This window comes from Paenibacillus sp. MMO-58 (assembly GCF_037146255.1).
In the GTDB taxonomy this organism is placed as follows: domain Bacteria; phylum Bacillota; class Bacilli; order Paenibacillales; family Paenibacillaceae; genus Pristimantibacillus.
The window spans coordinates 1-25,065 of the sequence record NZ_JBBCVY010000022.1 but is presented as its reverse complement, the minus strand read 5'-3'; the positions used below and the strand labels follow the sequence as shown (position 1 = coordinate 25,065).

The following is a 25,065-nucleotide window of genomic DNA, read 5'->3' as shown; positions in this document are numbered from 1 at the left end:
ATGAGAAAAGCACTGATCGTATGGGGCGGCTGGGACGGCCATCAGCCGAAGGAAGTTGCAGGTATTTTTGAAGACGTGCTGGCGAAGGAAGGCTTCGAGGTGGAAGTATCGGATACGCTGGACGCGTTTGCGGACGGGGAAAAGCTGAAGGGCCTCGATCTGATCGTACCGATCTGGACGATGGACAAGATTAAGCCGGAATATGTGCAAAACGTATCGGAAGCCGTTCAAAGCGGCGTTGGCCTTGCCGGCTGTCATGGCGGCATGTGCGATGCTTTCCGGGAAAACGTAGACTGGCAGTTCATGACCGGCGGCCAATGGGTGGCGCATCCGGGCAATGACGGTACCGATTATGTCGTAAACATCAAGCATAGCTCCAGCCCGCTGACGGAAGGCATCGAAGACTTTGAAGTCAGCTCGGAGCAGTATTATCTGCATGTCGATCCGGCCGTTGAAGTGCTGGCAACAACCAGGTTCCCGGTGACGGAAGGGCCTCACTCCCTGAACAAGGCGGTTGATATGCCGGTAGCCTGGACGAAGCGTTGGGGTGTTGGACGCGTCTATTATAACTCTCTTGGCCATCAAGCCAACATTATTGATATTCCCGTTGTCAAAGAAATGATGCGCCGGGGCTTCAACTGGTGCGCGGAAGGCAAAACGGCAGCGGTAAATGGAGGGACTCACGCTCATGCAAAAGCTTAAGGTCGGTGTTATCGGAACAGGCAATATCAGCAGCGCGTATTTGAACAACGCTACGAAGTTCGATTCGATGGAAATGGTCGCTTGCGCCGATCTGGATGTAGACCGCGCGAAGGCAAAAGCCGAAGAGTTCGGCATCCGCGGCTGCTCGGTGGAAGAGCTGCTCGCCGATCCGGAAATCGGAATGGTCATCAACCTGACGATTCCACAGGCGCATGCGTCGGTATGCCTTCAGGCGCTTGAAGCCGGCAAGCATGTATACGTAGAGAAGCCGTTTGCGGTTACCCGCGAAGAAGCGCAAGCCGTGCTTGAGCTAGCGGCACGAAAAGGGCTGCTTGTGGGCAGCGCGCCGGATACGTTCCTTGGCGGCGGTATCCAGACGAGCATCAAGCTGATCGAAGACGGCTGGATCGGTACGCCAATCGGCGCAACGGCGTTTATGATGTCGGGCGGTCATGAGACTTGGCATCCGGCACCGGAGTTTTATTATCAGAAGGGCGGCGGCCCGATGTTTGATATGGGTCCGTATTATCTGACAGCTATGGTAGCTATGCTTGGACCAATCAGCCGCGTAACCGGCATGGCCCGCGCTTCGTTCCCGGAACGGACGATTACGAGCCAGCCGAAGTTCGGGCAAAAGATTCAGGTTGAGGTTCCGACGCATGTCGCGGGTATTATCGAATTTGCATCCGGCCCGATTGGAACGATTTTGCAAACCTTTGACGTGAAGGGCGGCTCCACTTTGCCTCGCATCGAAGTATACGGCTCCGCAGGAACGCTGCTTGTTCCGGATCCGAATACGTTTGGCGGTCCTATCCAGTTCAAACGCGCGGGCTCGCATGAATGGTCGGAGATTCCGCTCGTATATCCGAACACGGATAACGTACGCGGTCTAGGCGCTGCCGATCTTGCGAAAGCGGCGCTTACCGGACGCAAAGCGCGTCCAAGCGGCGAGCTTGCTTATCATGTGCTGGAAGCGATGCATGGGTTCTTCGATGCGGCCGAGCAAGGCGCGCATTACACCATGAAGAGCAGCTGCGAGAAGCCGGCGCCGTTTAAACTTGGTCTTCAGCCAAACAGCTTGGACTAATCCATTAAATATAAGCAATATTAGGTCGGCGGGTATCCCGCCGGCTTTTTTTTCGCCTCAACCCTCTTATGAATAGAGTTAAATTATGGTATCTTTTGGGGAGAAGCATGAAAGGGGTTATGGCCTGATGATTGCTCAAACGCAAAACCGTCTGCTCATCCGGAATGGAGTAGTTGTGCTTGAAGACCAGCTTGTTGCTGCAGCGATTGCCGTGAAGGAGGGTATCATTGATGCACTTCTGACTGATGAAGAAGCTATTCGGCAGTATGAGCATAGCTGCGGAGAGGGAGCTATGAATCGGATTGATGCAGCAGGGCGATACATTCTCCCCGGACTAATCGATATTCATAACGACGCGATAGAGAAAGAAGTGCAGCCACGGCCTAATACTTTATTTCCGCTTGTGATGTCATTCCTGGAATTCGAACGCAAAATGCCGCTTCATGGCATTACAACGATGTACCATTCTTTGTCTCTTGGCGTTGGCTTAAGCTTGCGAGGAGATCATCTGTTGACGGGGATGGTTGAATGTATCGACCAGTACCGGAGGGAGCGCTCGGTTATCCGCAACCGGATTCATTTGCGTTACGAAGTCTCTTACTTAGCGGGTTATCCAATCGTTGAACAGTATATCAAAGACCGGAAGATAGACTACTTGTCCTTTATGGATCATTCCCCGGGGCAGGGACAATATAGGGCGCCGGGATCTTTTGAACGATATGTCATGAAAAATCAAGGGGTTGGCATCGAGGAAGTACAGGTTATCGTTGAAGAGCTGCTTATGCGCAGAAACCAGATCGATTGGGAGAATCTCCGCGAGCTCAGCCGTTTGGCTGGACAGCAGGGCATCCGGCTTGCTTCCCATGATGATGATTCGGTGGAGCAAGTAGAGCGGTCTAGAGGTTTTGGTATTTCGGTAACGGAATTCCCGATTAACATGGAAACCGCCCAATATGCCGCCAGATCGGGTCTATTCGTATGCGTGGGAGCGCCTAATCTCGTTAGAGGAGGTTCCCATGATCATAACCTGCGCGCGTTGGATGTTATTAAGGAAGGCGAAGCAACTATTATTTGCTCCGATTATCATCCGTCCTCGTTATTGAAAGCTATATTTATGCTCACAGAGCAGGGAGTATTAGATTTGCCGGCGGCTGTACGATTGGGGACTCTTTACCCGGCGCAGGCGCTTGGCATTGCCGATCAATTCGGAGCGATTGCGCCGGGTAAAGCTGCAGATTTAATTCTTGTTGATCAATACCAAGGTCATCCTTGGGTTACGCATACCATTGTAGGCGGCAAAACCGTCTATACAGCAGATGTGCGTTAGGTTGCATCCGGCTTCAGTTGCTGAAGCTTCGCATGCAGGGCATCAACAAGCTTAGACTGCTCCTCGGCGGATATCTCTTTCCAGATCAGCTCAAATAATACGCCAAGTCCGGGGAGCGTTTTTTCCTCATTGCCTACGGAGTCCTCGATAACGTCCTTCATTTGTTCTTTTGTGTTGTTTCTGACGTTGTTGATAATGGCTTGACGCAAATCCAGATTAATCAATCGGATTCCCTCCAAGTCTTCATGAAATCGTGCTTCATTACTGTTTCCGAATTGGGCGATTTTCATCCGGGCGTGGTGGATATGCTATAATAATCAGGATTAGGCAATGTCGTAAACGCATCTTGCATGCTTTGAAGGGAGTAGGATGAAACGAAATGGCCAAGAAACAATTTGCAGTTATCGGAATGGGGCGGTTCGGCTCCAGTATCGCCAGTTCGCTAACGGAAATGGGCTTTGAGGTGCTGGCTATCGATTCGAGCGAAGACAAAATCCAGGACGCCATTAATAAAGTTACCCATGCCGTATCGGCGGATTCGACGGATGAAGAGGCGCTTCGTTCCCTTGGCATCCGCAACTTTGACGTTGTCGTGGTGGCCATCGGGGAAGATATTCAGGCAAGCATTCTGACTACGCTGATCCTGAAGGATCTCGGCGTTAAAATGATTGTCGTCAAAGCGCAAAACGATTTGCACGGCAAAGTGCTAACGAAGATTGGCGCGGATAAAGTGGTCTTTCCGGAGCGGGATATGGGTCTGCGCGTCGCTCATCATCTGATTTCCCCTAATATCCTGGAGTATATCGAGATCTCGGAGGATCACAGCATTATTGATCTGAAAGCGCCGGAAGCGATGATCGGGAAAAGCCTCAAGCAGCTGGACATCCGGGCGAAATTCAAATGCAACGTAATGGCGATCAAGACGAATGGACAAATGAACATCGCTCCTTATCCGGATGATCTGATCCGTCCGGATGATGTCCTTGTTATCGTTGGAAGAAACGCGGATTTATCCAATTTGGAAATAGCTTATTCGGAAGGCTGATCGGAATTATGAATCATTTATTATTAACCTCTATTCAAAATGAACGGGTGAAGCAGTGGGCTTCCTTGCTGGATAAAAAATACCGGGACCGGACAGGCCTATTCATTATTGAAGGCGTCCATCTTGTGCAGGAAGCCTTCAAGTCCTCCGCTGCCGTGCAATGCGTCGTATACAATACGGAGCGCGGCATTCCGCATGAGCTTGAGCAGCTTGCCGGGGAAGGCGGAGCGGAATGGGTGCAGGCAACAACCCAAGTGATGGCGAAATGCACGGGAACCGATACGCCGCCGCCGGTGTTCGCCGTGCTGGAGAAGCTGAAGCGGGACGATACCGCTTTGTTCCGCAATGACAGCCTTGTAGTTGTCCTGGACGGTGTACGCGATCCGGGCAATGTCGGCACGATTATCCGCAGTGCGGATGCGGTTGGCGCGGATGCGGTCGTGCTGGGTAAAGGCAGCGTTGATCTGTATAACCCAAAGACGGTGCGTTCTACGATGGGCTCTTTATTTCATCTGCCGATTATCGAGGCGGATCTTGCGGAGCTGCTGCCCGAGGCGCAGAGCAATGGGATCAAGCTTGTCGGGACAAGCCTGCAGGCGACGCACACCTGCTATACATATGACTGGACGGCCGGCACTTGGCTCCTGATGGGCAATGAATCAGAGGGGTTGTCCGAGGCGGTACGGCAGGCAGTGGATGAATCGGTTATTATTCCGATGCAAGGTGAAGCCGAATCACTGAACGTAGCGATGGCCGCAACGGTGCTGCTGTATGAGGCTTTGAGACAGCGGAAGTATAGCTGATAAGTTCTAAAAGATCATGTGAGTTGTAATTCAGTTTGTCACTAGTTGGAACGTATTTTTTCACTCATTTTGAACGTAATTTTGTCATAGGAATGACGTTTCAAAATTAAGGGAAAACTCCATAGTTAATATGGAGTTTCAGTCATTTAAGTGGAGAGTCAAATTTCATTTGCAGATAAACTTGGAATCTCTCAGGAAAGATTAAGTGAAATTGAGAAGGGAAAAACTAAACCATCAGCCGATACTCTTCAGCAATTAAGAAGTAAGTTTCAAGTTGATTTGAATTGGCTTTTGGATGAAAAATAAAACATAATAGTTTTCTTCGTAAGCGATAGCTAAGAATCTTTTATTCTTAGCTATCGCTTTTTATTTATAAGTGGACAGAAGTTATTGACGAGCAGGATAATTTTATAATAGATGAGGAGTTAGGCTCTTCTTTTATCATTGGATATGAAAATAACCGTCGATAGAATAAGAGCAAAGCCCAACAAATTTATTGAATGAAACCTATCCCAAGGGAGCAGCCCCGAGGTGCTGCTCCCTGTTTCATTGAATTCGTTACGCTATTGGTAATAAAGGTTAAATATGGGTTAATATCGAATGATATGATCTAACCAAATTGAATGAAGGTGCTGCTAATGAATTCCCTAATTGAAGAATCGGTAATAAAACTCGCAGAGAGATTTCAGTTGCCAGAGCGTATTGTGAATATTGAAGATTTACCCTGGGTTCCTTTCACTGATAATCACTCTTGCTACTTCAAACCTTTACGCTTTGATCTAAACACTGGAACATGGATTTACTTATTTAAAATTAAGTGTAATCAGGTTTTGGGAAGACATCGACACACTGGTGGATCGGTAATTGGCTATAATATTCAGGGAAAATGGAGATATGAAGGGCGAGAATGGATTGCTGAACCGGGAACCTTTATCTTCGAGCCACCGGGTGACATTCATACCCTTGTAACGGAGAACGATGAAGTAATAACGCTATTTATATTGGGGGGAGCTCTACAGTACTTTGATGAGAATGATCAAATTGTTGGTCAAGACGATATTTATACCGTTTTAAATAAGTATAGAGCTTATTGCGAATTGCATGGGATTGAAGCCAGAGATGACCTGATATATTAAGTCTAGGTACTACATCTATCCCATAGGGTATCGGGAGACAAAAAAGGAGGGGAGTTATGCTTGATACGAGTTTGGAATGGTACAGAGTCATTCTTAAACGTAATGCAGGAACACTGCTTCCACAAGCTTCATTACCTAAAGGATTCTCTTTCGAAATGTTTCAGGCTGGGGATGAAGAATCGTGGGCGGAAATTGAAACATCTGTCTTGGAATTTAGCTCTAAAGAAGTTGCTTTGGAGTATTTTACTATGAACTATCTTCCTTACATAAATGAAGTTAAAATAAGAACTTTATTTATTAAGGCTGATGACGGCGAAAAAATTGGTACTTTTACTGCTTGGTGGAGATATACAGGGATTCGTCGGCATCCATTTGTTCAGTGGGTTGCTGTTAAGCCGCGCTTTCAAGGATTAGGACTTGGTAAAGCGATAATTGCACAAGGCATAAGGCATATGATAGATGTGGAAGGTGATCAAATAATGTATATACCTACATCAACTTGGGCCTTTAAAGCAATAAAGCTTTATAAGTGGGCTGGATTTGAGTTGGAGCTTTATGAAAATGCACCAGGAGGATATGAGAATCAAACTGTGCAGGCATTGGAACTTATAAGAGACCTTATATAAGTCATACATTGTTAACCTAACGGAGAACTTTAGTTTGATCATTCCAGGGAGCAGTTTGCCGCCGCGGCAGTTGCTCCTTCTGTCGTTAAGCGATCTGGCAGCACATCGTAATGGCTACAAAGAAATTGTATTATACGAAATGGTAGATGATGTGGGAAGGTGAATAAGAATGGACCCTCGTCAAATAGAAGCTCTATGTAATGAATTAGGGCTTGGTGATATAACAATTGCCCCTACTGCGTTATCAGGCGGTTTATTACATCGTATGTATGCAGTACAAACCACCTCAGGTAAATACGTAGTCAAAGCATTAAACGAGAAATTATGGCCAGACCAACAGCCATGCAAAACTTCATCAGATCCGAACTCATTGCTAATCTGTCAAATGCTTAACGATTGGAATCTCGAAGCTATAAATTCAGCTAAGCAAATGTTAACGAATATGGTCATCAGTCATGGTGACCTAGACCCTAAGAATGTTTTGTGGAACAGGAGAGGATCGATGAAGTTTGAAGAACATAGAGGCATTATTACGACAGATAGCTAGCTTACCCCACTGTAGAGTTAATCCAGTAAAAGGTATGCCAGAAACGGAGGATTACAGCCTCCCTGAGGATCTTAAACACTTTTATGAACTTTGCGGAGGAGTAATGCTTTTTGAAAACAAGGAGTATCAATGCCAGATCGTCCCTCCTGACGGATTTCCAGCCACTCGGAGATGCTTATGACGATTATGATGACAATGATCGTTCAACTAACGAAGAACTTTAGTTCAGTGATCTAAGGGGCCGTTTATTTTCGAGGTGAAGAGACTACATGTGGGGACGAATATAGAATAGCGATTGAAGATCAAAAGACAATAGAAGAGCAATTGAAGATTAAGAGAGAAATTGAGTCCTAAGAGCGATAGAAGATGAAAGACATTTTGAAGGTATCTCAATGAAGGCGAGACCGTCCGATAACACCATATTCACGCTTCGGGCTGACGCCCTCGGTCCGGCAGAGTGATTTCGGGGAAGCGTGGCAGCCGGACAACCCTGCGAGGCTAAGTCTGACGACCCGTTCCCTACGGTCCTTAACCTCTCGGGCTCGTGAATACCAGAACGTTAGCCGAAAGAAGTTCTTAATTTAGGAGGAGTCTATATGATATTAGAAAAAGTTATAAATAGAATTGTAATACAAAGTGAATATAAGGAGTTTGTTGATAAGTATATAGATAATATACTTACTGAATTTAAAGGTAAGATTCATAGCATTTATATGTGTGGCTCGATTCCAAAAGGAACTGCTATACCTTTTAAGTCAGATGCAGACTTTACTATTGTATGTGCACATCCCAAAGATATTGATTACGAAAGATTGACAAATATTAAAGATAGGCTTTTGGAAGAATATCCAGTAGTAACTAAGATTGATACGATAATTTGCTCGATTGACGATGTATTAAGTAAACCAAATGAGTGGGGTTTTTGGGTTAAGATAATTTGTGTTTGCGTATATGGTCATGATGTTGGTGAAAAAGTACCACCCATAATTATTTCTCCAGAGTTCATTTTAGCCTTAAATACAGAGACCAAGGAGGAAGTAGATCGTATACATAGTTTACTTTCTAATGCTAGTGATAACACAATGAAAACTAGATATATTAAAGGTTACTCTAAGAGATTAATTCGTGCATTATACTCTTTGGTTTTAGAAGATACAGGTGTATGGCAAGATGACATTATAAAGATGAAGAATGGCATATTAAACTATTGTGAGATTGACTCCGCTTTAGTTGATTATCTGTATGCTTGTTACTTAGATAGTAATGTACTTGTTGAAGAGTTTCTGGGAATTGCAGATGAAGTATTTAGCTATTTTGAGAACGCCTTAAATGCAATGGCTGCTTCCAGAACTTCCTTCGGCTAACACCATATTGACGCTCCGGGTCACTCTGAGAAGCGAGTGAACACATCCAGCCCCTAAGTCCGTCGGGGCATCAAAAAAATAAGGATGTTGATCGGTATGTAAGAAGATTATTACTGTGAAACAAATTATTTGGCCATCGAGCACGAAGCGGTACCTATTCAATGCTTTCTTAGTAGAACATTAATACGGAATACAGACAATTGAAGCACGGATGAGTCGGAACAGAACTATCATACGGACGAAGATCCTGTCGGGCAGCATATCCGACCTCCACCTCATGGACAGGTTGAATGAAGGAATGTGGGAGCGAAGACTCTGTGAGACATGGGAGGGTTGACCGTCATGAGCCTAAGAGGAGATCCAAAAGTGCGACCATATATGTCCAGAATGTCCACTTTTTAAAACGAGTGGTCTGGGTGGATATATATTTGCGCTTTCTCCGCCCCATATTTGCACATCTTCTACAACCTTGTTCCATCTAATGATTGTCTGGTATGAAAGAAAAACGTTCAAAATCTAAGAAAACGAGAGTATTTAAGAGAAAAGTGTTTCTTCATAGAGGGAGGATAGTTACATATTGTGGTAATATTATGTAACGGAGAAGCTGTGGAAAGGAGGGGGGAAATGCGGAAGTCTTTAGTTATTCCGTTTTTGTTATTGGCAATTGCTATTTTCCTTGGTGTTTATTTTCGAACTTGGTTTCTACCCAATACGTTTGTCAGTGGTTTGGGAGCCACTTCTAAAGATCAAGAAAATATAAATACCTCGCAATCAATTAAATTTAATGCAACAATAAAGAACAGAGGTCACTATCCCGTTTATGTAAAAGATACTCAGGTGAATTTTATAGAGTCAGTAAAAAGCAACTCTCAATCGGGTGATACAAACTTGCTGTTGGTAAGTGGCTGATGCCAAATGAAACTTACGAAGTTAATGGGCACTGGTTATTTAACACATCGGGGATAAAAGGTAACAATATAATGCAATCAACCCCAAATTTTGCTTCCTTTAAAGCCGATATATTCCCATAGATTTATTAGAGTAAATTCGGCAAAATTTTCTCAACAAACGGGAGCGAGGTAAATGCGAATGGTCAAGCGAATAAGCAGATTCATAATCTTATGCATGGGGATACTGATGGCGGCCTCATCGGTATCAGCAACAGGTACATTAACGCAAATTCCAGTCAGCCAGTTTACGACAATCAAGATTGACGGCCAATCACATGGCCAATTTAGAGGGAACGCGGCTTTTTTATTTGACAGTCTAGCTCCTGAGATAACACCGAAGGAGCTCTATTATTCACCGATTACCAAGTGGACATATGCGTTAGATAACTTTAATGTATTTAAGGGCGTAGATGAGGACGTGCTTTTCGCCTTTGATTCATCAGGGAAGCTGGCTCAGAAAACGATTATTCAGGAGCAAGGTTATCAGCAGTTAATCCCTGGCAAGGACACGTTGTTTGTTTACGTATTGCCTTCAATTATGCTCCATGCGGCTAAACCGAATGTACTTTACGCGTTTGATTTGAAGGGGAAGTTGAAATGGAAATATACATTCACGGAACCGCAGCAGATGTTCAGTCCTGTCTGGCAAACCGGACCCCAAGATGCTTTCTACACAGTGACCAGTGACGCGATCGTATGTATTCGGGACGGTAAGTTAGCTTGGAAAATGAAGGTACCTTCGATAACAAACAATTTGAATCTGAAGCAAGTGACGACGGTATCCCTACGAGTGGACAGTTCAGGCAATGTTTATATTCTAGACCAAAACGGGTGGATCGAGAAACGGGATATTAAACAGCAACTGGTCTGGCGAGAAAAACTAGGATCGGCTTTATTCGAGGTCATAGGAAACGATCGGTATTTGGTGTCGTCTCAACATCTGAAGCATACGTACTTTGATGCAAATACAGGAAAACGAGTCAAAGAGCCAAAGATTGATTATGCAAGCTATAATCGGTTTACCCTTCCGAACGACAGAAAAGGGGGGTTCTATGCACCCGAGAAAGAAGATTCTTATGGACTACCGAGCGGGAATGGAGTCGTCAAATTCAACGAAAAGGGACAAATCATTTGGCATTATAAATTAAGATTTAGCGGATACTCCTCGATCGCGCCACTTTCTTTAATGAGCGATGACCAGGGGAATGTCTATTTCCTTGATAATGGCGGACATCTATATTCGCTTGATTCGAACGGGAATGAGCGCTTTATTGTGCTGACAAGAGACATTAACAGATCGTATACACCGCTTTATGTAAGTCCGGAAGGGGTGGCCGTTTCTGCGAACGGAGATGCGGGTATCTACAAAGTCACAATTCGAAAAAAGTAAACGCACTGGCGGTGAAAGACGGCTTGCTCAGTCATTGCGGAGAACTTTAGCTTAGAAATGGTGTACAAAGGATCGCTAGGCTAGTCATCCTAACCAATAATACGATCTTGGGAATAAGATGTTGCGTAGTGTTCTTAATGCTTTCTATCCTTGCTAGGAGCTAACAAAACCAACAGGATAAGTACTTCCGAAAGTTATTGCGCTAACGGGGAACGATAGTTCAGAACAACAACCGGCAGCAAGCAGAACCAAGATCCGCTGCCGGTTGTTTTTGAAGTAAGGGTAGGGCAGTTCCAATATTTGGTATTATTGAACTTGATCAACTTATTTTTAAGTTAATACATTGTTAGGGTAATGGACAAAGGTTGGGCAGGCTGGAGGACAATATACTTGGTGGCCACCAAGGTTGCCGCAGCTGAAAAAGGAGACCGAAACAATGAAAAATTACATACTCTTCGATCATGATGGTGTTCTAGTTGATACGGAATTCTGGTATTACAAAGCGGGAGCACGCGCTCTGGCTGATATTGGATTTACTTTGGATAAAGATCAATACCTTCGCGATATGACCCAGTCATTGGGGACTTGGTCCCAAGCTAGGGCAGCAGGTATTGATGAGCAGATCATCAGCAAGCAGCGTGAGGTCCGAAACTTTTATTATCAGGAATATCTAAGAACAGAAGCTATAGAGATCGAAGGTGTAGTTGAAACTCTAGCCGAGCTGTCAAAGTACGTTCGCATGGCGATCGTGACGACTGCAAAACGTGTGGATTTTCAACTTATTCATGAAAAGCGTCAGATTAGACAATTCATGGAATTCGTCCTTGTTCGTGAAGACTACGAGCACACCAAGCCGCACCCGGAACCATACTTGACTGGCTTAGAGCGTTTCGGTGCTACCAAAGAAGAGACCCTGGTTGTAGAGGATTCAAATAGAGGGTTGAATTCAGCCGTGGCGGCTGGTATCGACTGTGCTATTGTACATAATGACTTCACAAAGACACATGATTTTACAAAAGCCAACTATCGAATCAAAACTCTGATTGAACTAAAGGATATTATCTTGAATTGACAATAACACAAGGGAGCTTAAGCTAACGGGAAACGATAGTCCTGCCATCCAGGAGCAGTTTGCCACAACGGTAGCTGCTCTATTTTTATCAACGCAACTATCCATATAATGGAAGTGTAAAATAGGTAGGGAATTATTCTTAAGGAGGATAGTTAATATGAAACCGAATCAATCAGTATTTCTTTTCTGCAGTCTTATCATCGGCATACTCATCGCGCTTTCGCCCGTTATAGTGACAGGCAAATGGTACGATACTACACATGTCATGGGGGATTTATTGGTTGCTGAATTTATTGTTAGAACCCTTGCAATTGTTATCGGACTACTTGTTATTTGTAGCGGATTAAAGAACTATTTTCTTTTAAAGGATAAATAGCAGGACACCTTCCTCATTCTAGTGGGGATTACGACGAGGAACGATAGTTCAAAAACAGCAGCAGTCTAGGACTTTATTCTCAGGTTCATGACTGCTGCTGTTCCGTTTCTAGGGGGCAGTCTAATACTTATTTTTTTGAGCCTGACGATTTTGTAATTCGAAAAACCGCACGAATTCAATACATCCAGTCTAATACTTTATTTTCTCAGAACAAGAATTCCAAGTGCTAATAGACTTAATCCAATGATTTTTGTGCGGTTCACATTAATCTCCTCCAGAAGCGCTCTTAAAGTGTGATTCACAAAGGGACACAAAAAAACAGCCGTGGCAAGTCATGATGTGACCTGCCACGGCTGCTCTAATAATGCTTCATCGTCGCCTGGATATACGGCCGGAGTATTCAAGACACAACTTCCGTGTTTGTCACTCCACACCATCTTTAAAATTCTTCTCGTGATATTTGTCTCCTTTGTGTTCGAGGTCATCCAATGTCCTCTCCAACGTCAGCAAAATCTGCTCTTTCACTAGCGCTAATGTATCGTAGAACAGAACTTCTTCGTCGCCGATAATCTTATAGCCGCTGATTGCATGGGCGGCGCTCAGCAGCCGATGCTGCTCAGACAAATCATCAATGGCTTTGATCGTGTGCTTCGTGTGGTAAAAATAAATCCATATGATGCTGGTTCGTGAGGCGCTGCTCTAGATTCAGCCATTATATAGGGGGTGCAAGTAGACGTCAATGGCTGGTTATGTTTATTTGTAATGCGCATTTTCGATACCAATGATTAGGGAAATGTTGGGAATATTGTCCAAAGGTATGTTTTCGCCGGAAATCCCACTTGGAATGATGGATTAGGTAGTCTACTGCATACTTTATTCCTGTCTCACATAGCCATGTACTATGGAATCATGTAAGGGAGGGGGACTATGCTTTGGATCGGATGGCTTATTCTGTTCGCTATTTTCTTGTTGATTGAACTGAATACAGGTACCTTTTATTTTCTGTTGCTCTCCATTTCGTCTCTCATCGCGCTAGGTATGGTGTTCGTAAACACTTCATTTCTGGTGCAATGTTTTGTTTTCGTGGGCTCAGCATTTCTGATGTACGTATGGTTAATTCCAATTATACGCAAAGTCATTCCTACTTCAACGGATACGATGCCAGAGATTAAGGAAAGGCTGATCGGCCAAGAAGCCTTTGTCGTGCAAGATATTGTACGCGGCGAGATTGGACTAGTCAGCGTGAACGGTGAAATATGGTCGGCCGTCGCGGATGAATCGATAAGCAAGGGCGAGAAAGTGCGAATTAAGGGGTTAGGCGTAACAAAACTGATTGTAGAAAGGAGCCGATAATAAATGACAGGCGTAATCGTATTTATTATCATACTCGTGATTGTTGTTGTCATTATCGCAAGAGGCGTTCGCATTATCCCTCAGCAATCGGTAGCGATTGTGGAGAGGTTAGGCAAATATTCAAACACGCTACATGCCGGGGTAAATCTCATCATTCCGATTATCGACAGAGTTCGGATCCGTCATGATCTTCGTATGAAGCAGGAAACAGTACCTTCGCAATCGGTGATTACGAAGGATAACGTGGCCATCGGCGTCGAACTGGCAACCTTTTTTACAGTAGTCGATCCGAAGCTGGCAACGTATGGAATTGCGAATTATGTGGAAGGGATCCACAATATTGTCGCTTCCGCCCTGCGAGCCACGATAGGGAAGATGGAGCTGGACGAAATATTGTCCAACCGTGACCGCATTCAAGCAGAATTGCGGCAGGCGCTCGATAATGCATCGGAGAATTGGGGCGTTCGGATTGATCGGGTAGAAATTTTGCAGTTGGGAATTCCAGCGGATATTCAAAATTCGATGGAGAAGCAGATGAGAGCGGAGCGTGAGAAGCGCGCCAGCATTTTGCAGGCGGAAGGGGAGAAGCAGGCGACCGTTCTGCGCGCAGAAGCCCAACAAGCAGCTGTCGTCTTGGCAGCAGAAGCCGAGAAGAAGCGGCAAATCTTGGACGCGGAAGCCAAGCAGAAGTCGCAGGAGCTTGAAGCGATGGGGAAAGCGGAAGCGATCAGACATGTCGCGCAGGCGGAGCGGGCTCGGATCGAAGCAATCAAAGAGGCAGGCTTAGATCCGCAAATTTTAGCTTACAAGTCATTCGAAGCCTTAGCGCAAATGGCAGAGGGGAAGGCGTCGACGATCTTTGTTCCGACCGAGGTTATGAATGCGCTGGGATCTGTCGGTATGATCAGCAAGATTTTTGATGTGCAAAAATGAATAAAAGTGTAAAATTCACAATCAAAACACACAAAAAACAGCCATGGCAGGTCACAATTGTGACCTGCTGTCTTGAAAAAATAAAGTATTAGACTGAAAAATAAAGTATTAGACCGTGAAAATAAAGTTGTAGACTGTGGGTGGGCATTAAGCTAAGCGGGATACGATAGTTCAGCAACACGCCAGCAGCCGAGAATTACGTACGGCTGCGTTTTTGTAGAACGAAGGGTAGCTTTGCGCAACAAAACAAGGGAATATCCCGTTATTATTTTTGAATTCGGTACTAATGGGGAAGATGGTGGTTTCTATATGAAGAAAATTTTTTGTGCATCAATGTTACTCCTATTTGCCTTCGCAATTATGGCATGCGAACAAGCACCTTCCAGCAAGATCGCAAACCACTACTTGAAAATTTGAGTTTAAGCTGGAGCCGTGACTGCCTTAGCCGTTCGCTGGCATTCGATCGCGCCGAACCTTACCAAGAATTTCATAACAATCCCGATGAGTGACCAAGAACTTAATAACATTCTCGACTATATTCTCATGTGGCCAGCTGCAGTCTTATTAAACTCCCACGGCAGCATAGTTGAATAAAGGCTGCAACATCCTTGAGGATTTCCACGTTTATATTCAATCAATGGATTTGGTAAAGGGGGGCTACAATTGGTAAAAAGGATGATTATTTATGTTGTAATTTGTAGTTTTGCTTTGTTGATTGGCTGCAGTAAAGAACCCACCAAGCAGATTGAGACTAATACAATTGGAAATCCAACAGCACAAGAAGTTTTAAGAATGGATTCGAATGCTAATATTTTCATGTACAGAGAGACCGTTTATAATGCAGGAGTTCCTTGGGTAGACGAGTTAAAATTAACCAAAGACATACAAGTAACTGAAATCAATCACCAAAGTAATAATGGTAAAGATTTTAATAACGGAACAGCAAATAAACTGGAAATCGGAACAAAGATATTCCGTGTCAAAGAGCGAAACGACGTACTGATAGCTGAAACAGGAAATGGAGACATTAGATTTTATCAATTAGTTGAAGGATAATAATATTAGACGTTGTTTTCTCCATTACAATCCACTGGATGAAGCCGGGCTATGGATTATTAATGTGGGCGACGTTACATTACCTAAACTTCGGACATTCAAATTTTTACGTAAAAAAAGACCGTTCATTTTACTGAACGGTCTTAAGGCCAAAATTATTTTGTAGTGTCCTTCCGTTAGGATAATCAACTTTAATTACCTAAACCATCCCCTTATTTTCCAGATGAAGCTAAGTTTCGGAGAAACATGCAACACAGCGGTGCAAGGGGGGGCTTAAACAAAGGATAGACACGCACTATAACTCTTAATAAAGGGGATGGTAATCAAGACTTTTAGTCCATGATTACCATCCCTTTTATTTTACTTTTTGAGTTTTTGATTCTCATCCAAATCTTTCATTTTAAATTTAATTTTTTTGTTGTTATTATCATTAATAATATTATCTTTATCATCATATTGATAGCTGGCTTGAATAGGGTTCAGCAAACTAGCAGGAGAGTTTGGATAAGTCTCAAGGAAGAAAACATAATTGTTTCCTTTCTTGAGGTTAGCACTATCCTTATTGATATATTCAGTATTACCAAAAATTCCACCAGGTTCTTTAATTTGAATTGTTTCTGTTTTCTCGATATTTCCTTTATATGTTTTTTTAACTTCAACAGTGTAAATTGTATACGGCAAAAGACTATCATCTATTTTGCCGCCAGGATTAAGGCGTTCGTCATCGGTTTGAGGATTTTGGGCTATGCTTATTTCTTTGTATTTATAATCAATTACTTTACCTTTAATAATTGTATCCGCCTTATCAATTAGATTATCCAAATTATCATATTCCGGATAATCTGCAGAGATGGATACTTTTTTTACACTTGTGTCATTTCTATTTATTAGAAGCATCGTACCAATTACCAAAACAAGGAATGCAAAACCAATGTAAAATTTTTTATGTTTCATTATTAAATCCTCCCTAATAAATTTATTCTTTATTTATAAACTGTGTTTACTTCAGAAACATCATATGGTTGAGGGACTTTCATAGTATTACGATCACGCGAATCGTTCATGATGGAAGTTTGTGATGTATGATCTAAGCAGAATTCATGACCATATTCGTGAACTAAAACGGATTGAACGAAATTTGCAAAGTCTGTGGCATCCCTATTAATGGTTCTTGAATTTAATTTGATAGTAAACGGCCCTGGGTTTGCAGATGATGAATTTCCGTACCAAGTATCTGAATAACTAGACACTATTAATGAATTTTTAGAGGATGATAATGTACCGACTGTTACGAGAGTAGCTGTACCGTTCCATGCGGAAGCAGCAGCATCCATAGGCGTCTTCCAAGTATTGTTATAAGTGATTGGAGGTACATTGATATTAGGAGATTGTGAACCCCAGCCAGGATCAGTATTAGCGAATACAGCGTTGGCTGATAGTAAGAGAGTGAAGATTAAAACGGCACAAATAAATCGTTTCATAAATATTAACCTCCCAATAAATTATTATTCATTCACAGCTATAATAGCACAGATCTATCTTATTATGAATATATTACCATTTCTATAATGTATTTATATTTTTCCGATATATGATCTTATTTACCTAATTCCCCCTCAGCTCTGACGGTGTAATCGGGTCCTCTCGGGTGGCTGGTGCTTCGCAGCTGTTGCGGTGGCTGCCTTGCCGTTTGCTGGAGTTTGATCGTTCCGATCTGGTGCTTCGCAGATCAATCAGCTTTTAAAAAATATCCATATAATTGAAACATTCATCATGGTTAGGTGTATGAACATTTGTAACCTCGGAATGAGGGGAAGAAAGGAAGTGGTCATGCATGTATTTATCGGCGACTTTATACCTTTCCCTTGCGCCTCGAAGTAAGGATAAACAATAGCGAATAACCATTTACCTGGAATCGTTATTGCCTGGCTGCCATGGGCTATAAGGGGAATTATTTATTTTTTTTATAGCAGGGTCACGTCTGCTAAGTCATGGCATCACCTAAGGAAGATTTAGATGGCACTCTAGATCGTTACTGGGAACAACGTCAGTAACTGCGAGTGAGTTGAGGTTAAGCGTGAGACAAGCCCAAGGAAGGTGCTGTCGGGTGACAAGAACATGGTAACATTGAGAGTCGCATAATCTAGTGCAGACCATAAAATTATTTAGCTACCATGAAAGAACGAGCTAACTTTAATGCTCTGTGGTGCAAATATGAGATGCATGGATGGCTAACGGGAGGATAGTTACAATATGTGGTAGTATTGCTAGTGAGGTGATTAGTAATGAGTTGGTTACAAGGAGGGCCCTTTTTAGAAGTTAGTTTTATTATGAATGATCCAACCGAGATGGAAAATATAGTCTCTAAGCTGGAGAATTGTGACGTTAGAATAGAAGTTCACAATCCTCCGGAATACCTCCAACAATACTACGAAGGCTCTCTTTATGACGAAAACGATACTAACAGTGTAATGATTCATCAAATAACACTTAACTTAACTGTTCATACTGCCCGACTGCGGAGAGCTTTACTTTTAGTTGAGAAAATAAGTTCCGGTCTAGTATCATTTTCGATTTGTTTTTATGGTGCTACAACTGATGCCCCGGAGTGGAATCAGCCTGGGGTAAAAGGTGAAGAGTTAGATGAGTTCATACATCTCTTGATCTCACTGTATAGATGCTAGATTTTAGTGTTGGCGGACTAGCGATAGAAGAGGATATCAAGGGTCTTTTTAATGTTGACGATGGATGGCCAAATGAACAATATAACTTAGTCAATCTTAACTTTAAAGATAACCTACAAAAGTTCCAGGCCATCCTAATTGGGCAGACTTTAAAGGACCGAATATCTGATAATAAATATACGCTAATTGATAATTCAGGTCTGCTTTTTCTAAACGTGCGAACTTAGCATTGAGCTAACGAGAAACGATAGTGGGGGAGCTGCCATGAGGCCAGCTCCTTTTTGATGCTCATTGAAGTAACGGGCAGTTATGCGTAACTTCCAGGGAATGTAAACGTCTAAATAAAGTAAGGAACGAGGAGGCAGACATTTCATGGGAGGAACGAATGTATGGGATGCGGAGTGGGAGGTTAACGAAGAGCAGGCGCGGACGCTGATCGGCAGACAATTCCCTCAGCTGTCATCGAAGCAAGTGAAGCGATTGGGCTGGGGCTGGGACAATACGGTTTTTCTCATCGGTGACGAGTACGTGTTCCGGTTTCCAAGAAGAACGATTGCAGTTGGCTCGATTCGTATGGAAGGGAAGCTGCTGCCGAAGCTGGAGGCATATATGACTCTCCCCTATCCGAAACCGTTGTTTTATGGCGAAGCAAGTGACGAATACCCGGCACCATTTCTTGGCTATGCCTACGTGCCAGGAGATTTCCCAATCGGTTTGACGGAAGAACGCCGGGCTTTATCGGCAGAGACGCTGGCAAAATTTTTGCGGAGAATGCATGAGTTTCCGGTGCAGGCGGCGCTGAAGTGCGGAGTTCAGCAAGATCATCGAAGCTTGACAGACATAGCATCGCGCAAAGTGAAATTGGAGGGCTTTCTATCGAAGGTGGTTGAACACTTGTCGCCGGAGGAGTCCGGTGTGATCGAAGCGTATATTAGCAGGCTGCAAACGGACCGTGTCGAGGCGGTGAATGCACTGCTACATGGCGATCTTCATTTCAAAAATATGCTTGTGAATGAGAACGGGATCGTTTCCGGCATCATTGATTGGGGCGATCTGAGCGTAGGCCATCCGGCTTGCGATTTGAGCGTTGCTTACAGCTTTTTACCACCTTACGCTCGCGGCGTGTTTTTCGAAACTTACGGAGGAGCGGACGAGGAAACGAAGCTGCTGGCGCGGCTGATCGCGGTATACATCCCCGTACTGATCTTGATGCAAGCGGTCGATGACGGGAATGAAGCGATTGCGGCAGAGGCGAAATCCAACATCATGCGAGCACTGTCGGATTAGGCTCATTATTTCGTTGCAGCTGGGGCTATGGCTATCGGCACCATTTTGTCGTTTTAAAGCCGCGATAAGGTACGATTCGCCTTCTCTGATACCGCTTTATGTTGAGGAACACGAAATTCAACAGAGTAAGTCGTTCTCTAACGGGAAACGATAGCTCAACAAAACACGAAGGCAGCTGGTCAGTGAAAAAGATCAGCTGCCTTCGTTCAACTAACGGTCAGTTTAGTTCCAATATGTGGTAGTATTATAAAGAGAGATAATTATATTGAATTCAATTTAAGGTGGATGAACATTAGTGAGAAATCCATTCAAAAATTATAAAGATAAATTAGGTAACCTATATTTCCACGATAGTGAAATAACATCTATTGAACTGATTTCTAATGATCAGTTTAACAGAAAATGTATTGTCATTATTGATTATTACAATTGGGAAGGTAACAAAGAAAACTCAGGGATTTGGGTCTGGAAAAAGCTCAAATTTACTATGAATTTCGTTGCTCATTTTGATTGGAATGCCCCTGACTTTGTTAATCAGTCTTTTACAATTTATGATACCGAATTTGATTTATTATTAGATGAGTTGGATCTGAAAGAACAAAGTAAAAAGAAAAGATATACAGGTTATAAATCCCCATTGTTTAACGATGAAGTGGAGTATCTCTCTATAAAGTTTGTGTTGAATAATTTTGAGGTGGGAATAAAATCGGATGATGGTTATTTATATTTAATTGGATCTGACATCCATATGGAGTGGCTTGATGAAGATCGAAGAATCGGACAAATACATATACCTATTTTAGAATGATATCACATTAACGGGATACTATAGTTCAACCAATAAAGCTGCAGCAGATCGGAGGATCAGCTGCAGCTTTATTGAAGTAATGGGCAGTTTAGCGTGGTAAAATAGGGTAAAAAACAACTAATAAGGGAGGTTTTTTTATAGCTTTAGTTCATGACTTTGTTCTTATCTCAAAAAGTAAATTCGAGGAAATTTCCATAGCTGGTATTAATCAATACATTGCTTGCAATTCGGAAAAAGTTGTACAAATACATGACGACATGTTTGGTTATATGCAGGATTCATTGAATTGGATTGAAACATCAAATCCGGATAGGCAAAATGAACGTATGTTAGGATTTAATTACTACGGACGCTCGATAATTGATAAGAATGGTGCGGTAAAGTTTATAAAGATTATGAAAGCATGGTACTGTATGTTTGATGTAGCTCCTGAAGATGTAATTTTAAGAGGGCGGTATACCTGGAGTGAAGATGATGAAGGTCAACAATCAACTGGTGAATATGAAAGATTAAAATTTAACAGAAGAGAAGTCCTTGATTTATTAAATCGATTAACTGAATTTTCATCGATGGTTGAAACAGGTGAATATCTAATCATTTACATTGGAATTTGAGCTATCGTAAGAACGTTAGCTCAATAAACAAACATAGCGGCAGCCGATCATAGTATTAGCTACCGTTGTTATTCATTGAAGGGCAGCAGAATTGTTTGAATAATGGTGCAACGTTACATTATGGCCACCGTAATAAATATCGTCCTCATCAAGAAGTTAAGGAGTCTATTATGGCGGTCGCAATCATTATTATAAGTGTTATTTTATTCTTCGGCGTAAAGCACATACTTTACTGAAAATCAGGTGGAAATTATGCAATACTGGTAAGGTGGTCTTTAAAATGCTCTACCTTCTTTTTACTACTTAGCTTTATCGCTGCTATGTATAATGATTATCAAAAGAATAAGTCGCTTGATATTCTGATTGGATTGGTAAGTGGTAATACGAGTGAATTTTTTCGAGAATATTTACTTGTAGCGGTCAATTTGTTTTTCATAACCATGGAATCATTACGAAATCGATAGGGAAATGGTGGCGAGGTACCTACAATTTGAATCTACAGAAAAATGATAAACGCATGATGGCTTACACGATCGTCCTCGTTATAAATCCGGTCCTGAACATTTATTATATTGGTTTAGTGATATTGAAACTTTGGAATACCTTATAAATCATTATGCTAACGGGAAACGATAGTTCAATTACGATATGCGGCAGCCGGTCTATGATCAGCTGCCGTTGTCATTGAAGTAACGGGCAGGATTGCGTGGCGTATGCTCCGAATTAATGATGAGAGAAAATTCCATACTTCAGCGGAGGGATGTGGATTGTTTATTTGATTTTGGTATGTATTGCTGTTGTTTTATATTTTTGGGGGTTTGTCGTAAATAAAAAGCATGAACAAGTTTTTAATAGAAGTTCTTTTCACATCAGATGGTGGTTTAGTTCGACAACCTTATTTTGTTTCCTTTTTTATATTATCTGGTTGCTTAAGCTTCATGAAAGCAATAAATGGTTGTCAATAGCGTCAGTCATTTTTTCAGGATTGTTTCTTTGGCAGTCGTGGTTAAAGAGATATTAATAATGAACTTGAGGATTGAGCTAACGGAAAACAATAGCCTCATTAATATACGTAGGGAAAGCTGGTGAAATATGAGTGTATCAAGTGAAAGTCGAAAAGGGGATAGAATTTATGTGATTGAAGGATTTATTTCAAATGTAGTTACTGATGATGATGGCGAACTTGATTTGACCAGATCAGATGAACTCGCTATTGGCGATACAGTAGTTTACTTAGACTGGAGCCTCGATACAGTTGGAGATAATCTAGAGATCTTTATTCATTACGTTGATAATAAAGGTCAAGAGTTAAAGGCAAGAGAAAACTATTTCGTTATTGAAGATGTCTGGAATAATCTCAGAACTTATTTTACCAATTTGAATTAAGCTAACGTAAGAACATTAGTTTAAAACAACAAACTGGCAGCAGACCTCTTATCTGTTGCCAGTTTGTTGTTAAAGTAAGGTAGAATAGTTTGTTTATAAAGGTACTCGACCATTAGGTTTGTAGTAAAATTAACCAAATGGAGGAGGGGTAAAATGAGAATCGAATTATTGCAGGTTCCTTATGAAGATAAAACAATTCTTTATAATCTCATACAACTATATCGTTACGACAGTAGTGAATTTGACGGACATGTTCTTAATAATCACGGTTTGTACTTATACAAATACTTTGATCATCAATGGACAGACGAGTACCGGCGTCCATTGATGGTAAAGGCTGATGGAGAAATTGCAAGCTTTGTCTTAATTAGTCTGGACGTACCAAAGGAATATATGAAGTTGAGTACAGCAGAGAAAACCAATGTAATAAGTGATTTTTTTATTATGAGGAAGTACCGACGTAAAGGGGTTGGCAGGCATGTTGCGTGCTTACTCTTTGAACAGTTTGCTGGTTTTTGGGAAGTGAGGCAGACAGCTAATAACCAGCCTGCTTATACCTTTTGGAAGCAAGTTATTTATGAGTATACAAACAATGATTATCAAGAGACTATTCTGCAGAACGAGAAATGGAATGGGCCTGTCTTTGTATTTGAGTCAGGTGCTGATTTAAGCTAACGGGAGACGATAGTTAAAAAAACCAGTAAAGAAGCTGCCGACACGATCGGCGGCTTCTTTACTGATAGATTATTCGAAAAGTTATAAGATGATTGTATAAATTTAGTTGACGAGATACATTTAAAGTGAGGTGGAGCGAAAGTGAAGACAAATAAAACCAGTGAAGTGACTTCCCTAAATCTTGGTGTCACTGATGAAATGATAAAGGCGGCCGCGGAAGAACTAGGAGTGGAATTCCCCGAACAATTAAATGAGATTTGGAAGGTATCAAATGGATTGGAACTACCAGGAGGCTGGCGATTTTACCCCGTTTTTGATAAATCTAATCCTCGAAAAACTTCAAACCATATAGTTTACGAAAACACAAAAGCACGTTGGGATTACATGCACGAAGAACTTATTTCAATAGCATCAGGCGATACAGGGAATCAGTTGGTACTTAAAAAGTCGAATTCAACATTACTGTTTCCAGATGTCTACATATGGAATCATGAAACAAATAAGATTAAGAAATGGAGTAAATCGTTAGATTATATTAAAGAAAAAGCACAAAAGAGAATTGATAACATAGAGTTACAAATTCAAAAAGCTGTTAAAAGGAATTAAACTACAAGGAACGATAGTGAAGTTGCCAATAAGGAGGATGAGTAATGCCCAAAAATGCTTTGTAGTTGTGGGAATATTCTACGATTCGGGGACATCCCATGTAAAATCCAATACAATTTTATCTCAGATGTTGATTACGATAAAGTGCAGGGGCTAGTTGATTCTGAAGAGCTATACACTCAAATGAAAATGTTCTTTGTTTGCGAGGAGTGTAAAAGACTTTGGTTCTTCTGGGATGGATTCGATAACCCCCCTCAAGAATATTTACCATCGAAGTGAGCGTTCAACTAACGGGAAACTTTAGTTCACTCAATAAAGCTGCAGCAGATCGGAGGATCAGCTGCAGCTTTATTGAAGTAAAGTGCAGATTAGTACTAACAACTAATTCTATTTTACGCATGATTTACTGTGTAAATATGGTAATATTAAGGCATAAAACTAAATTGGATGGTGATGAATAATTGAACCTCGCTAATAAAATTACAATCGTAAGAATTGGGATGATTCCACTTTTTCTACTCGCCTTTCAACAATATCCATCGTGGATAGCAGAGCGCATAGAGCTTTTGAATTACATAAATCACTATGGTTTATACTGGGCAGTTGGAATTTTTGTTATTGCATCAGCTACCGACAAATTAGATGGATACATCGCTCGTAAGTATAATCAAATTACTAATTTGGGAAAGTTGTTGGACCCACTCGCCGATAAGCTTTTAGTTTCAGCCGCTTTAATTATGATGGTTCAGCAAAAAATGATTCCTTCTTGGATTGCAGTTATAATTATAGGTCGTGAAGTAATGGTATCTGGAATCCGTCTCCTGACTGCTGCGAAGGGCACTGCGCTTGCAGCAGATAAACATGGAAAACTAAAATTAGTTCTCCAAGTAGTTGCAATTACTGCAGTATTATTAGGCAATTACCCATTCTCGTATTTCACGAAGTTTCCAATTGACCTGACTATCATGATTTTGGCTGTTGCTTTGACTGCATATTCCGGGTATAAATACATGAAAAATAATTATCGTGAGCTACAACTGAAGCAATAATAATTTATTGCGCTAACGGGGAACGTTAGCTCCATAACAGGGAAGCAGTCGGTCACTATGACCGGCTGCTTTTCTCAACTATTCCAGCTAATAGCTTGTCAATAATTAAATGTTAATTGTCGTTTCAAGAGATGATATAGTGAAAAAAGGGTATGACAAATAACCGTCCCTTTCGGAACAGGAATATAT

Annotated in this window: 29 protein-coding genes; 25 read left to right on the top strand and 4 right to left on the bottom strand. The window is 42.1% G+C overall.

Annotated elements, in window-relative coordinates; translation table 11 throughout:
* From WFJ73_RS32090 to WFJ73_RS32080, 3 genes are all read left to right on the top strand, one after another.
* Positions 1-702 (top strand): ThuA domain-containing protein, encoded by a 702-nt coding sequence (locus tag WFJ73_RS32090; RefSeq protein ID WP_336776852.1) that lies wholly within the window; start codon positions 1-3, stop codon positions 700-702.
* Positions 689-1,789 (top strand): Gfo/Idh/MocA family protein, encoded by a 1,101-nt coding sequence (locus WFJ73_RS32085; protein ID WP_336776851.1) that lies wholly within the window; start codon positions 689-691, stop codon positions 1,787-1,789. The genes WFJ73_RS32090 and WFJ73_RS32085 overlap by 14 nt, the downstream gene beginning before the upstream one ends.
* Before the next feature lie 127 nt (positions 1,790-1,916).
* Positions 1,917-3,116 carry an alpha-D-ribose 1-methylphosphonate 5-triphosphate diphosphatase gene (locus WFJ73_RS32080; RefSeq protein WP_336776850.1) on the top strand — a complete coding sequence of 400 codons (1,200 nt, stop codon included), beginning with the start codon at positions 1,917-1,919 and terminating at the stop codon, positions 3,114-3,116.
* On the opposite strand, the gene sspI is transcribed toward WFJ73_RS32080, so the two are convergent.
* Positions 3,113-3,340: a small acid-soluble spore protein SspI gene (gene sspI, locus WFJ73_RS32075; protein WP_336776849.1), complete on the bottom strand. Its 228-nt coding sequence runs from the start codon at positions 3,338-3,340 to the stop codon at positions 3,113-3,115. The genes WFJ73_RS32080 and sspI overlap by 4 nt on opposite strands.
* Positions 3,341-3,495: 155 nt before the next feature.
* On the opposite strand from sspI, the gene WFJ73_RS32070 reads away from it, so the two are divergent.
* The 11 genes from WFJ73_RS32070 to WFJ73_RS32020 all read left to right on the top strand — a co-directional run bounded on the left by WFJ73_RS32070 (position 3,496) and on the right by WFJ73_RS32020 (position 12,425).
* A complete protein-coding gene (locus tag WFJ73_RS32070) occupies positions 3,496-4,161 on the top strand; it encodes a potassium channel family protein (RefSeq protein WP_336776848.1) in 666 nt (221 codons plus the stop codon).
* A gap of 8 nt (positions 4,162-4,169) precedes the next feature.
* Entirely contained in the window at positions 4,170-4,964 is a 795-nt protein-coding gene (locus WFJ73_RS32065) for a TrmH family RNA methyltransferase (RefSeq protein WP_336776847.1), read from the top strand.
* Between the two features lie 150 nt (positions 4,965-5,114).
* Entirely contained in the window at positions 5,115-5,270 is a 156-nt protein-coding gene (locus tag WFJ73_RS32060) for a helix-turn-helix domain-containing protein (protein WP_336776846.1), read from the top strand.
* Between the two features lie 332 nt (positions 5,271-5,602).
* Positions 5,603-6,100 (top strand): 2,4'-dihydroxyacetophenone dioxygenase family protein, encoded by a 498-nt coding sequence (locus WFJ73_RS32055; protein ID WP_336776845.1) that lies wholly within the window; start codon positions 5,603-5,605, stop codon positions 6,098-6,100.
* A 56-nt stretch (positions 6,101-6,156) separates the two neighbouring features.
* Positions 6,157-6,726: a GNAT family N-acetyltransferase gene (locus WFJ73_RS32050; protein ID WP_336776844.1), complete on the top strand. Its 570-nt coding sequence runs from the start codon at positions 6,157-6,159 to the stop codon at positions 6,724-6,726.
* Between the two features lie 169 nt (positions 6,727-6,895).
* Positions 6,896-7,273, top strand: a complete 378-nt coding sequence (locus WFJ73_RS32045; protein WP_336776843.1) for a hypothetical protein — start codon at positions 6,896-6,898, stop codon at positions 7,271-7,273.
* A gap of 596 nt (positions 7,274-7,869) precedes the next feature.
* Positions 7,870-8,637 (top strand): nucleotidyltransferase domain-containing protein, encoded by a 768-nt coding sequence (locus WFJ73_RS32040; RefSeq protein ID WP_336776842.1) that lies wholly within the window; start codon positions 7,870-7,872, stop codon positions 8,635-8,637.
* Between the two features lie 624 nt (positions 8,638-9,261).
* The gene (locus WFJ73_RS32035; RefSeq protein WP_336776841.1) at positions 9,262-9,546 is read left to right on the top strand and encodes a hypothetical protein; all 285 of its coding nucleotides are present in this window, start codon (positions 9,262-9,264) and stop codon (positions 9,544-9,546) included.
* 174 nt (positions 9,547-9,720) lie between these two features.
* Complete coding sequence (locus WFJ73_RS32030) at positions 9,721-10,977, top strand: outer membrane protein assembly factor BamB family protein (protein WP_336776840.1); 1,257 nt, start codon at positions 9,721-9,723, stop codon at positions 10,975-10,977.
* Positions 10,978-11,413: 436 nt separating this feature from the next.
* Complete coding sequence (locus WFJ73_RS32025) at positions 11,414-12,049, top strand: HAD family hydrolase (protein WP_336776839.1); 636 nt, start codon at positions 11,414-11,416, stop codon at positions 12,047-12,049.
* Between the two features lie 157 nt (positions 12,050-12,206).
* Complete coding sequence (locus WFJ73_RS32020) at positions 12,207-12,425, top strand: hypothetical protein (RefSeq protein WP_336776838.1); 219 nt, start codon at positions 12,207-12,209, stop codon at positions 12,423-12,425.
* 423 nt (positions 12,426-12,848) lie between these two features.
* Here WFJ73_RS32020 and WFJ73_RS32015 read toward each other — a convergent pair whose 3' ends face one another.
* Positions 12,849-13,049 (bottom strand): hypothetical protein, encoded by a 201-nt coding sequence (locus WFJ73_RS32015; protein ID WP_336776837.1) that lies wholly within the window; start codon positions 13,047-13,049, stop codon positions 12,849-12,851.
* 303 nt (positions 13,050-13,352) lie between these two features.
* Between WFJ73_RS32015 and WFJ73_RS32010 the strand changes: the two genes are divergently transcribed.
* The 3 genes from WFJ73_RS32010 (at position 13,353) to WFJ73_RS32000 (ending at position 15,767) form a co-directional block, all read left to right on the top strand.
* Positions 13,353-13,778, top strand: a complete 426-nt coding sequence (locus WFJ73_RS32010) for an NfeD family protein (protein WP_336776836.1) — start codon at positions 13,353-13,355, stop codon at positions 13,776-13,778.
* A gap of 3 nt (positions 13,779-13,781) precedes the next feature.
* On the top strand, positions 13,782-14,711 hold the full coding sequence (locus WFJ73_RS32005; RefSeq protein WP_127493835.1) for an SPFH domain-containing protein: 930 nt from the start codon (positions 13,782-13,784) through the stop codon (positions 14,709-14,711).
* A gap of 663 nt (positions 14,712-15,374) precedes the next feature.
* A complete protein-coding gene (locus WFJ73_RS32000; protein ID WP_336776835.1) occupies positions 15,375-15,767 on the top strand; it encodes a hypothetical protein in 393 nt (130 codons plus the stop codon).
* A 360-nt stretch (positions 15,768-16,127) separates the two neighbouring features.
* Here the strand turns inward: WFJ73_RS32000 and WFJ73_RS31995 are convergent, their stop codons facing one another.
* Together WFJ73_RS31995 and WFJ73_RS31990 are read right to left on the bottom strand one after the other, a co-directional pair.
* Positions 16,128-16,721 carry a hypothetical protein gene (locus tag WFJ73_RS31995; RefSeq protein ID WP_336776834.1) on the bottom strand — a complete coding sequence of 198 codons (594 nt, stop codon included), beginning with the start codon at positions 16,719-16,721 and terminating at the stop codon, positions 16,128-16,130.
* Between the two features lie 29 nt (positions 16,722-16,750).
* The gene (locus tag WFJ73_RS31990; RefSeq protein ID WP_336776833.1) at positions 16,751-17,248 is read right to left on the bottom strand and encodes a hypothetical protein; all 498 of its coding nucleotides are present in this window, start codon (positions 17,246-17,248) and stop codon (positions 16,751-16,753) included.
* Positions 17,249-18,052: 804 nt separating this feature from the next.
* Here WFJ73_RS31990 and WFJ73_RS31985 point away from each other — a divergent pair.
* The 8 genes from WFJ73_RS31985 (at position 18,053) to pgsA (ending at position 24,876) form a co-directional block, all read left to right on the top strand.
* Positions 18,053-18,451, top strand: a complete 399-nt coding sequence (locus tag WFJ73_RS31985; protein ID WP_336776832.1) for a hypothetical protein — start codon at positions 18,053-18,055, stop codon at positions 18,449-18,451.
* 372 nt (positions 18,452-18,823) lie between these two features.
* Positions 18,824-19,738 (top strand): phosphotransferase, encoded by a 915-nt coding sequence (locus tag WFJ73_RS31980; protein ID WP_336776831.1) that lies wholly within the window; start codon positions 18,824-18,826, stop codon positions 19,736-19,738.
* 295 nt (positions 19,739-20,033) lie between these two features.
* Positions 20,034-20,546, top strand: coding sequence for a hypothetical protein (locus WFJ73_RS31975; RefSeq protein ID WP_336776830.1), 513 nt, complete (start codon positions 20,034-20,036; stop codon positions 20,544-20,546).
* A 281-nt stretch (positions 20,547-20,827) separates the two neighbouring features.
* A complete protein-coding gene (locus tag WFJ73_RS31970; protein ID WP_336776829.1) occupies positions 20,828-21,160 on the top strand; it encodes a hypothetical protein in 333 nt (110 codons plus the stop codon).
* A 1,092-nt stretch (positions 21,161-22,252) separates the two neighbouring features.
* Complete coding sequence (locus WFJ73_RS31965) at positions 22,253-22,546, top strand: hypothetical protein (protein ID WP_336776828.1); 294 nt, start codon at positions 22,253-22,255, stop codon at positions 22,544-22,546.
* Between the two features lie 153 nt (positions 22,547-22,699).
* Entirely contained in the window at positions 22,700-23,221 is a 522-nt protein-coding gene (locus WFJ73_RS31960; RefSeq protein WP_336776827.1) for a GNAT family N-acetyltransferase, read from the top strand.
* A gap of 141 nt (positions 23,222-23,362) precedes the next feature.
* The gene (locus WFJ73_RS31955; RefSeq protein ID WP_336776826.1) at positions 23,363-23,827 is read left to right on the top strand and encodes an SMI1/KNR4 family protein; all 465 of its coding nucleotides are present in this window, start codon (positions 23,363-23,365) and stop codon (positions 23,825-23,827) included.
* 461 nt (positions 23,828-24,288) lie between these two features.
* Positions 24,289-24,876 (top strand): CDP-diacylglycerol--glycerol-3-phosphate 3-phosphatidyltransferase, encoded by a 588-nt coding sequence (gene pgsA / locus WFJ73_RS31950; RefSeq protein WP_336776825.1) that lies wholly within the window; start codon positions 24,289-24,291, stop codon positions 24,874-24,876.
* The last annotated feature ends 189 nt before the right edge of the window (positions 24,877-25,065 follow it).

What these genes read in the sequence shown, in the direction of transcription:
- WFJ73_RS32090 (WP_336776852.1), top strand. Translation starts at nt 1, where the DNA reads ATGAGAAAAGCACTGATCGTATGGGGCGGCTGGGACGGCCATCAGCCG.
- WFJ73_RS32085 (WP_336776851.1), top strand. Translation starts at nt 689, where the DNA reads ATGCAAAAGCTTAAGGTCGGTGTTATCGGAACAGGCAATATCAGCAGC.
- WFJ73_RS32080 (WP_336776850.1), top strand. Translation starts at nt 1,917, where the DNA reads ATGATTGCTCAAACGCAAAACCGTCTGCTCATCCGGAATGGAGTAGTT.
- WFJ73_RS32070 (WP_336776848.1), top strand. Translation starts at nt 3,496, where the DNA reads ATGGCCAAGAAACAATTTGCAGTTATCGGAATGGGGCGGTTCGGCTCC.
- WFJ73_RS32065 (WP_336776847.1), top strand. Translation starts at nt 4,170, where the DNA reads ATGAATCATTTATTATTAACCTCTATTCAAAATGAACGGGTGAAGCAG.
- WFJ73_RS32055 (WP_336776845.1), top strand. Translation starts at nt 5,603, where the DNA reads ATGAATTCCCTAATTGAAGAATCGGTAATAAAACTCGCAGAGAGATTT.
- WFJ73_RS32050 (WP_336776844.1), top strand. Translation starts at nt 6,157, where the DNA reads ATGCTTGATACGAGTTTGGAATGGTACAGAGTCATTCTTAAACGTAAT.
- WFJ73_RS32045 (WP_336776843.1), top strand. Translation starts at nt 6,896, where the DNA reads ATGGACCCTCGTCAAATAGAAGCTCTATGTAATGAATTAGGGCTTGGT.
- WFJ73_RS32040 (WP_336776842.1), top strand. Translation starts at nt 7,870, where the DNA reads ATGATATTAGAAAAAGTTATAAATAGAATTGTAATACAAAGTGAATAT.
- WFJ73_RS32035 (WP_336776841.1), top strand. Translation starts at nt 9,262, where the DNA reads ATGCGGAAGTCTTTAGTTATTCCGTTTTTGTTATTGGCAATTGCTATT.
- WFJ73_RS32030 (WP_336776840.1), top strand. Translation starts at nt 9,721, where the DNA reads ATGCGAATGGTCAAGCGAATAAGCAGATTCATAATCTTATGCATGGGG.
- WFJ73_RS32025 (WP_336776839.1), top strand. Translation starts at nt 11,414, where the DNA reads ATGAAAAATTACATACTCTTCGATCATGATGGTGTTCTAGTTGATACG.
- WFJ73_RS32020 (WP_336776838.1), top strand. Translation starts at nt 12,207, where the DNA reads ATGAAACCGAATCAATCAGTATTTCTTTTCTGCAGTCTTATCATCGGC.
- WFJ73_RS32010 (WP_336776836.1), top strand. Translation starts at nt 13,353, where the DNA reads ATGCTTTGGATCGGATGGCTTATTCTGTTCGCTATTTTCTTGTTGATT.
- WFJ73_RS32005 (WP_127493835.1), top strand. Translation starts at nt 13,782, where the DNA reads ATGACAGGCGTAATCGTATTTATTATCATACTCGTGATTGTTGTTGTC.
- WFJ73_RS31995 (WP_336776834.1), bottom strand. Translation starts at nt 16,721, where the DNA reads ATGAAACATAAAAAATTTTACATTGGTTTTGCATTCCTTGTTTTGGTA.
- WFJ73_RS31990 (WP_336776833.1), bottom strand. Translation starts at nt 17,248, where the DNA reads ATGAAACGATTTATTTGTGCCGTTTTAATCTTCACTCTCTTACTATCA.
- WFJ73_RS31985 (WP_336776832.1), top strand. Translation starts at nt 18,053, where the DNA reads ATGAGTTGGTTACAAGGAGGGCCCTTTTTAGAAGTTAGTTTTATTATG.
- WFJ73_RS31980 (WP_336776831.1), top strand. Translation starts at nt 18,824, where the DNA reads ATGGGAGGAACGAATGTATGGGATGCGGAGTGGGAGGTTAACGAAGAG.
- WFJ73_RS31965 (WP_336776828.1), top strand. Translation starts at nt 22,253, where the DNA reads ATGAGTGTATCAAGTGAAAGTCGAAAAGGGGATAGAATTTATGTGATT.
- WFJ73_RS31960 (WP_336776827.1), top strand. Translation starts at nt 22,700, where the DNA reads ATGAGAATCGAATTATTGCAGGTTCCTTATGAAGATAAAACAATTCTT.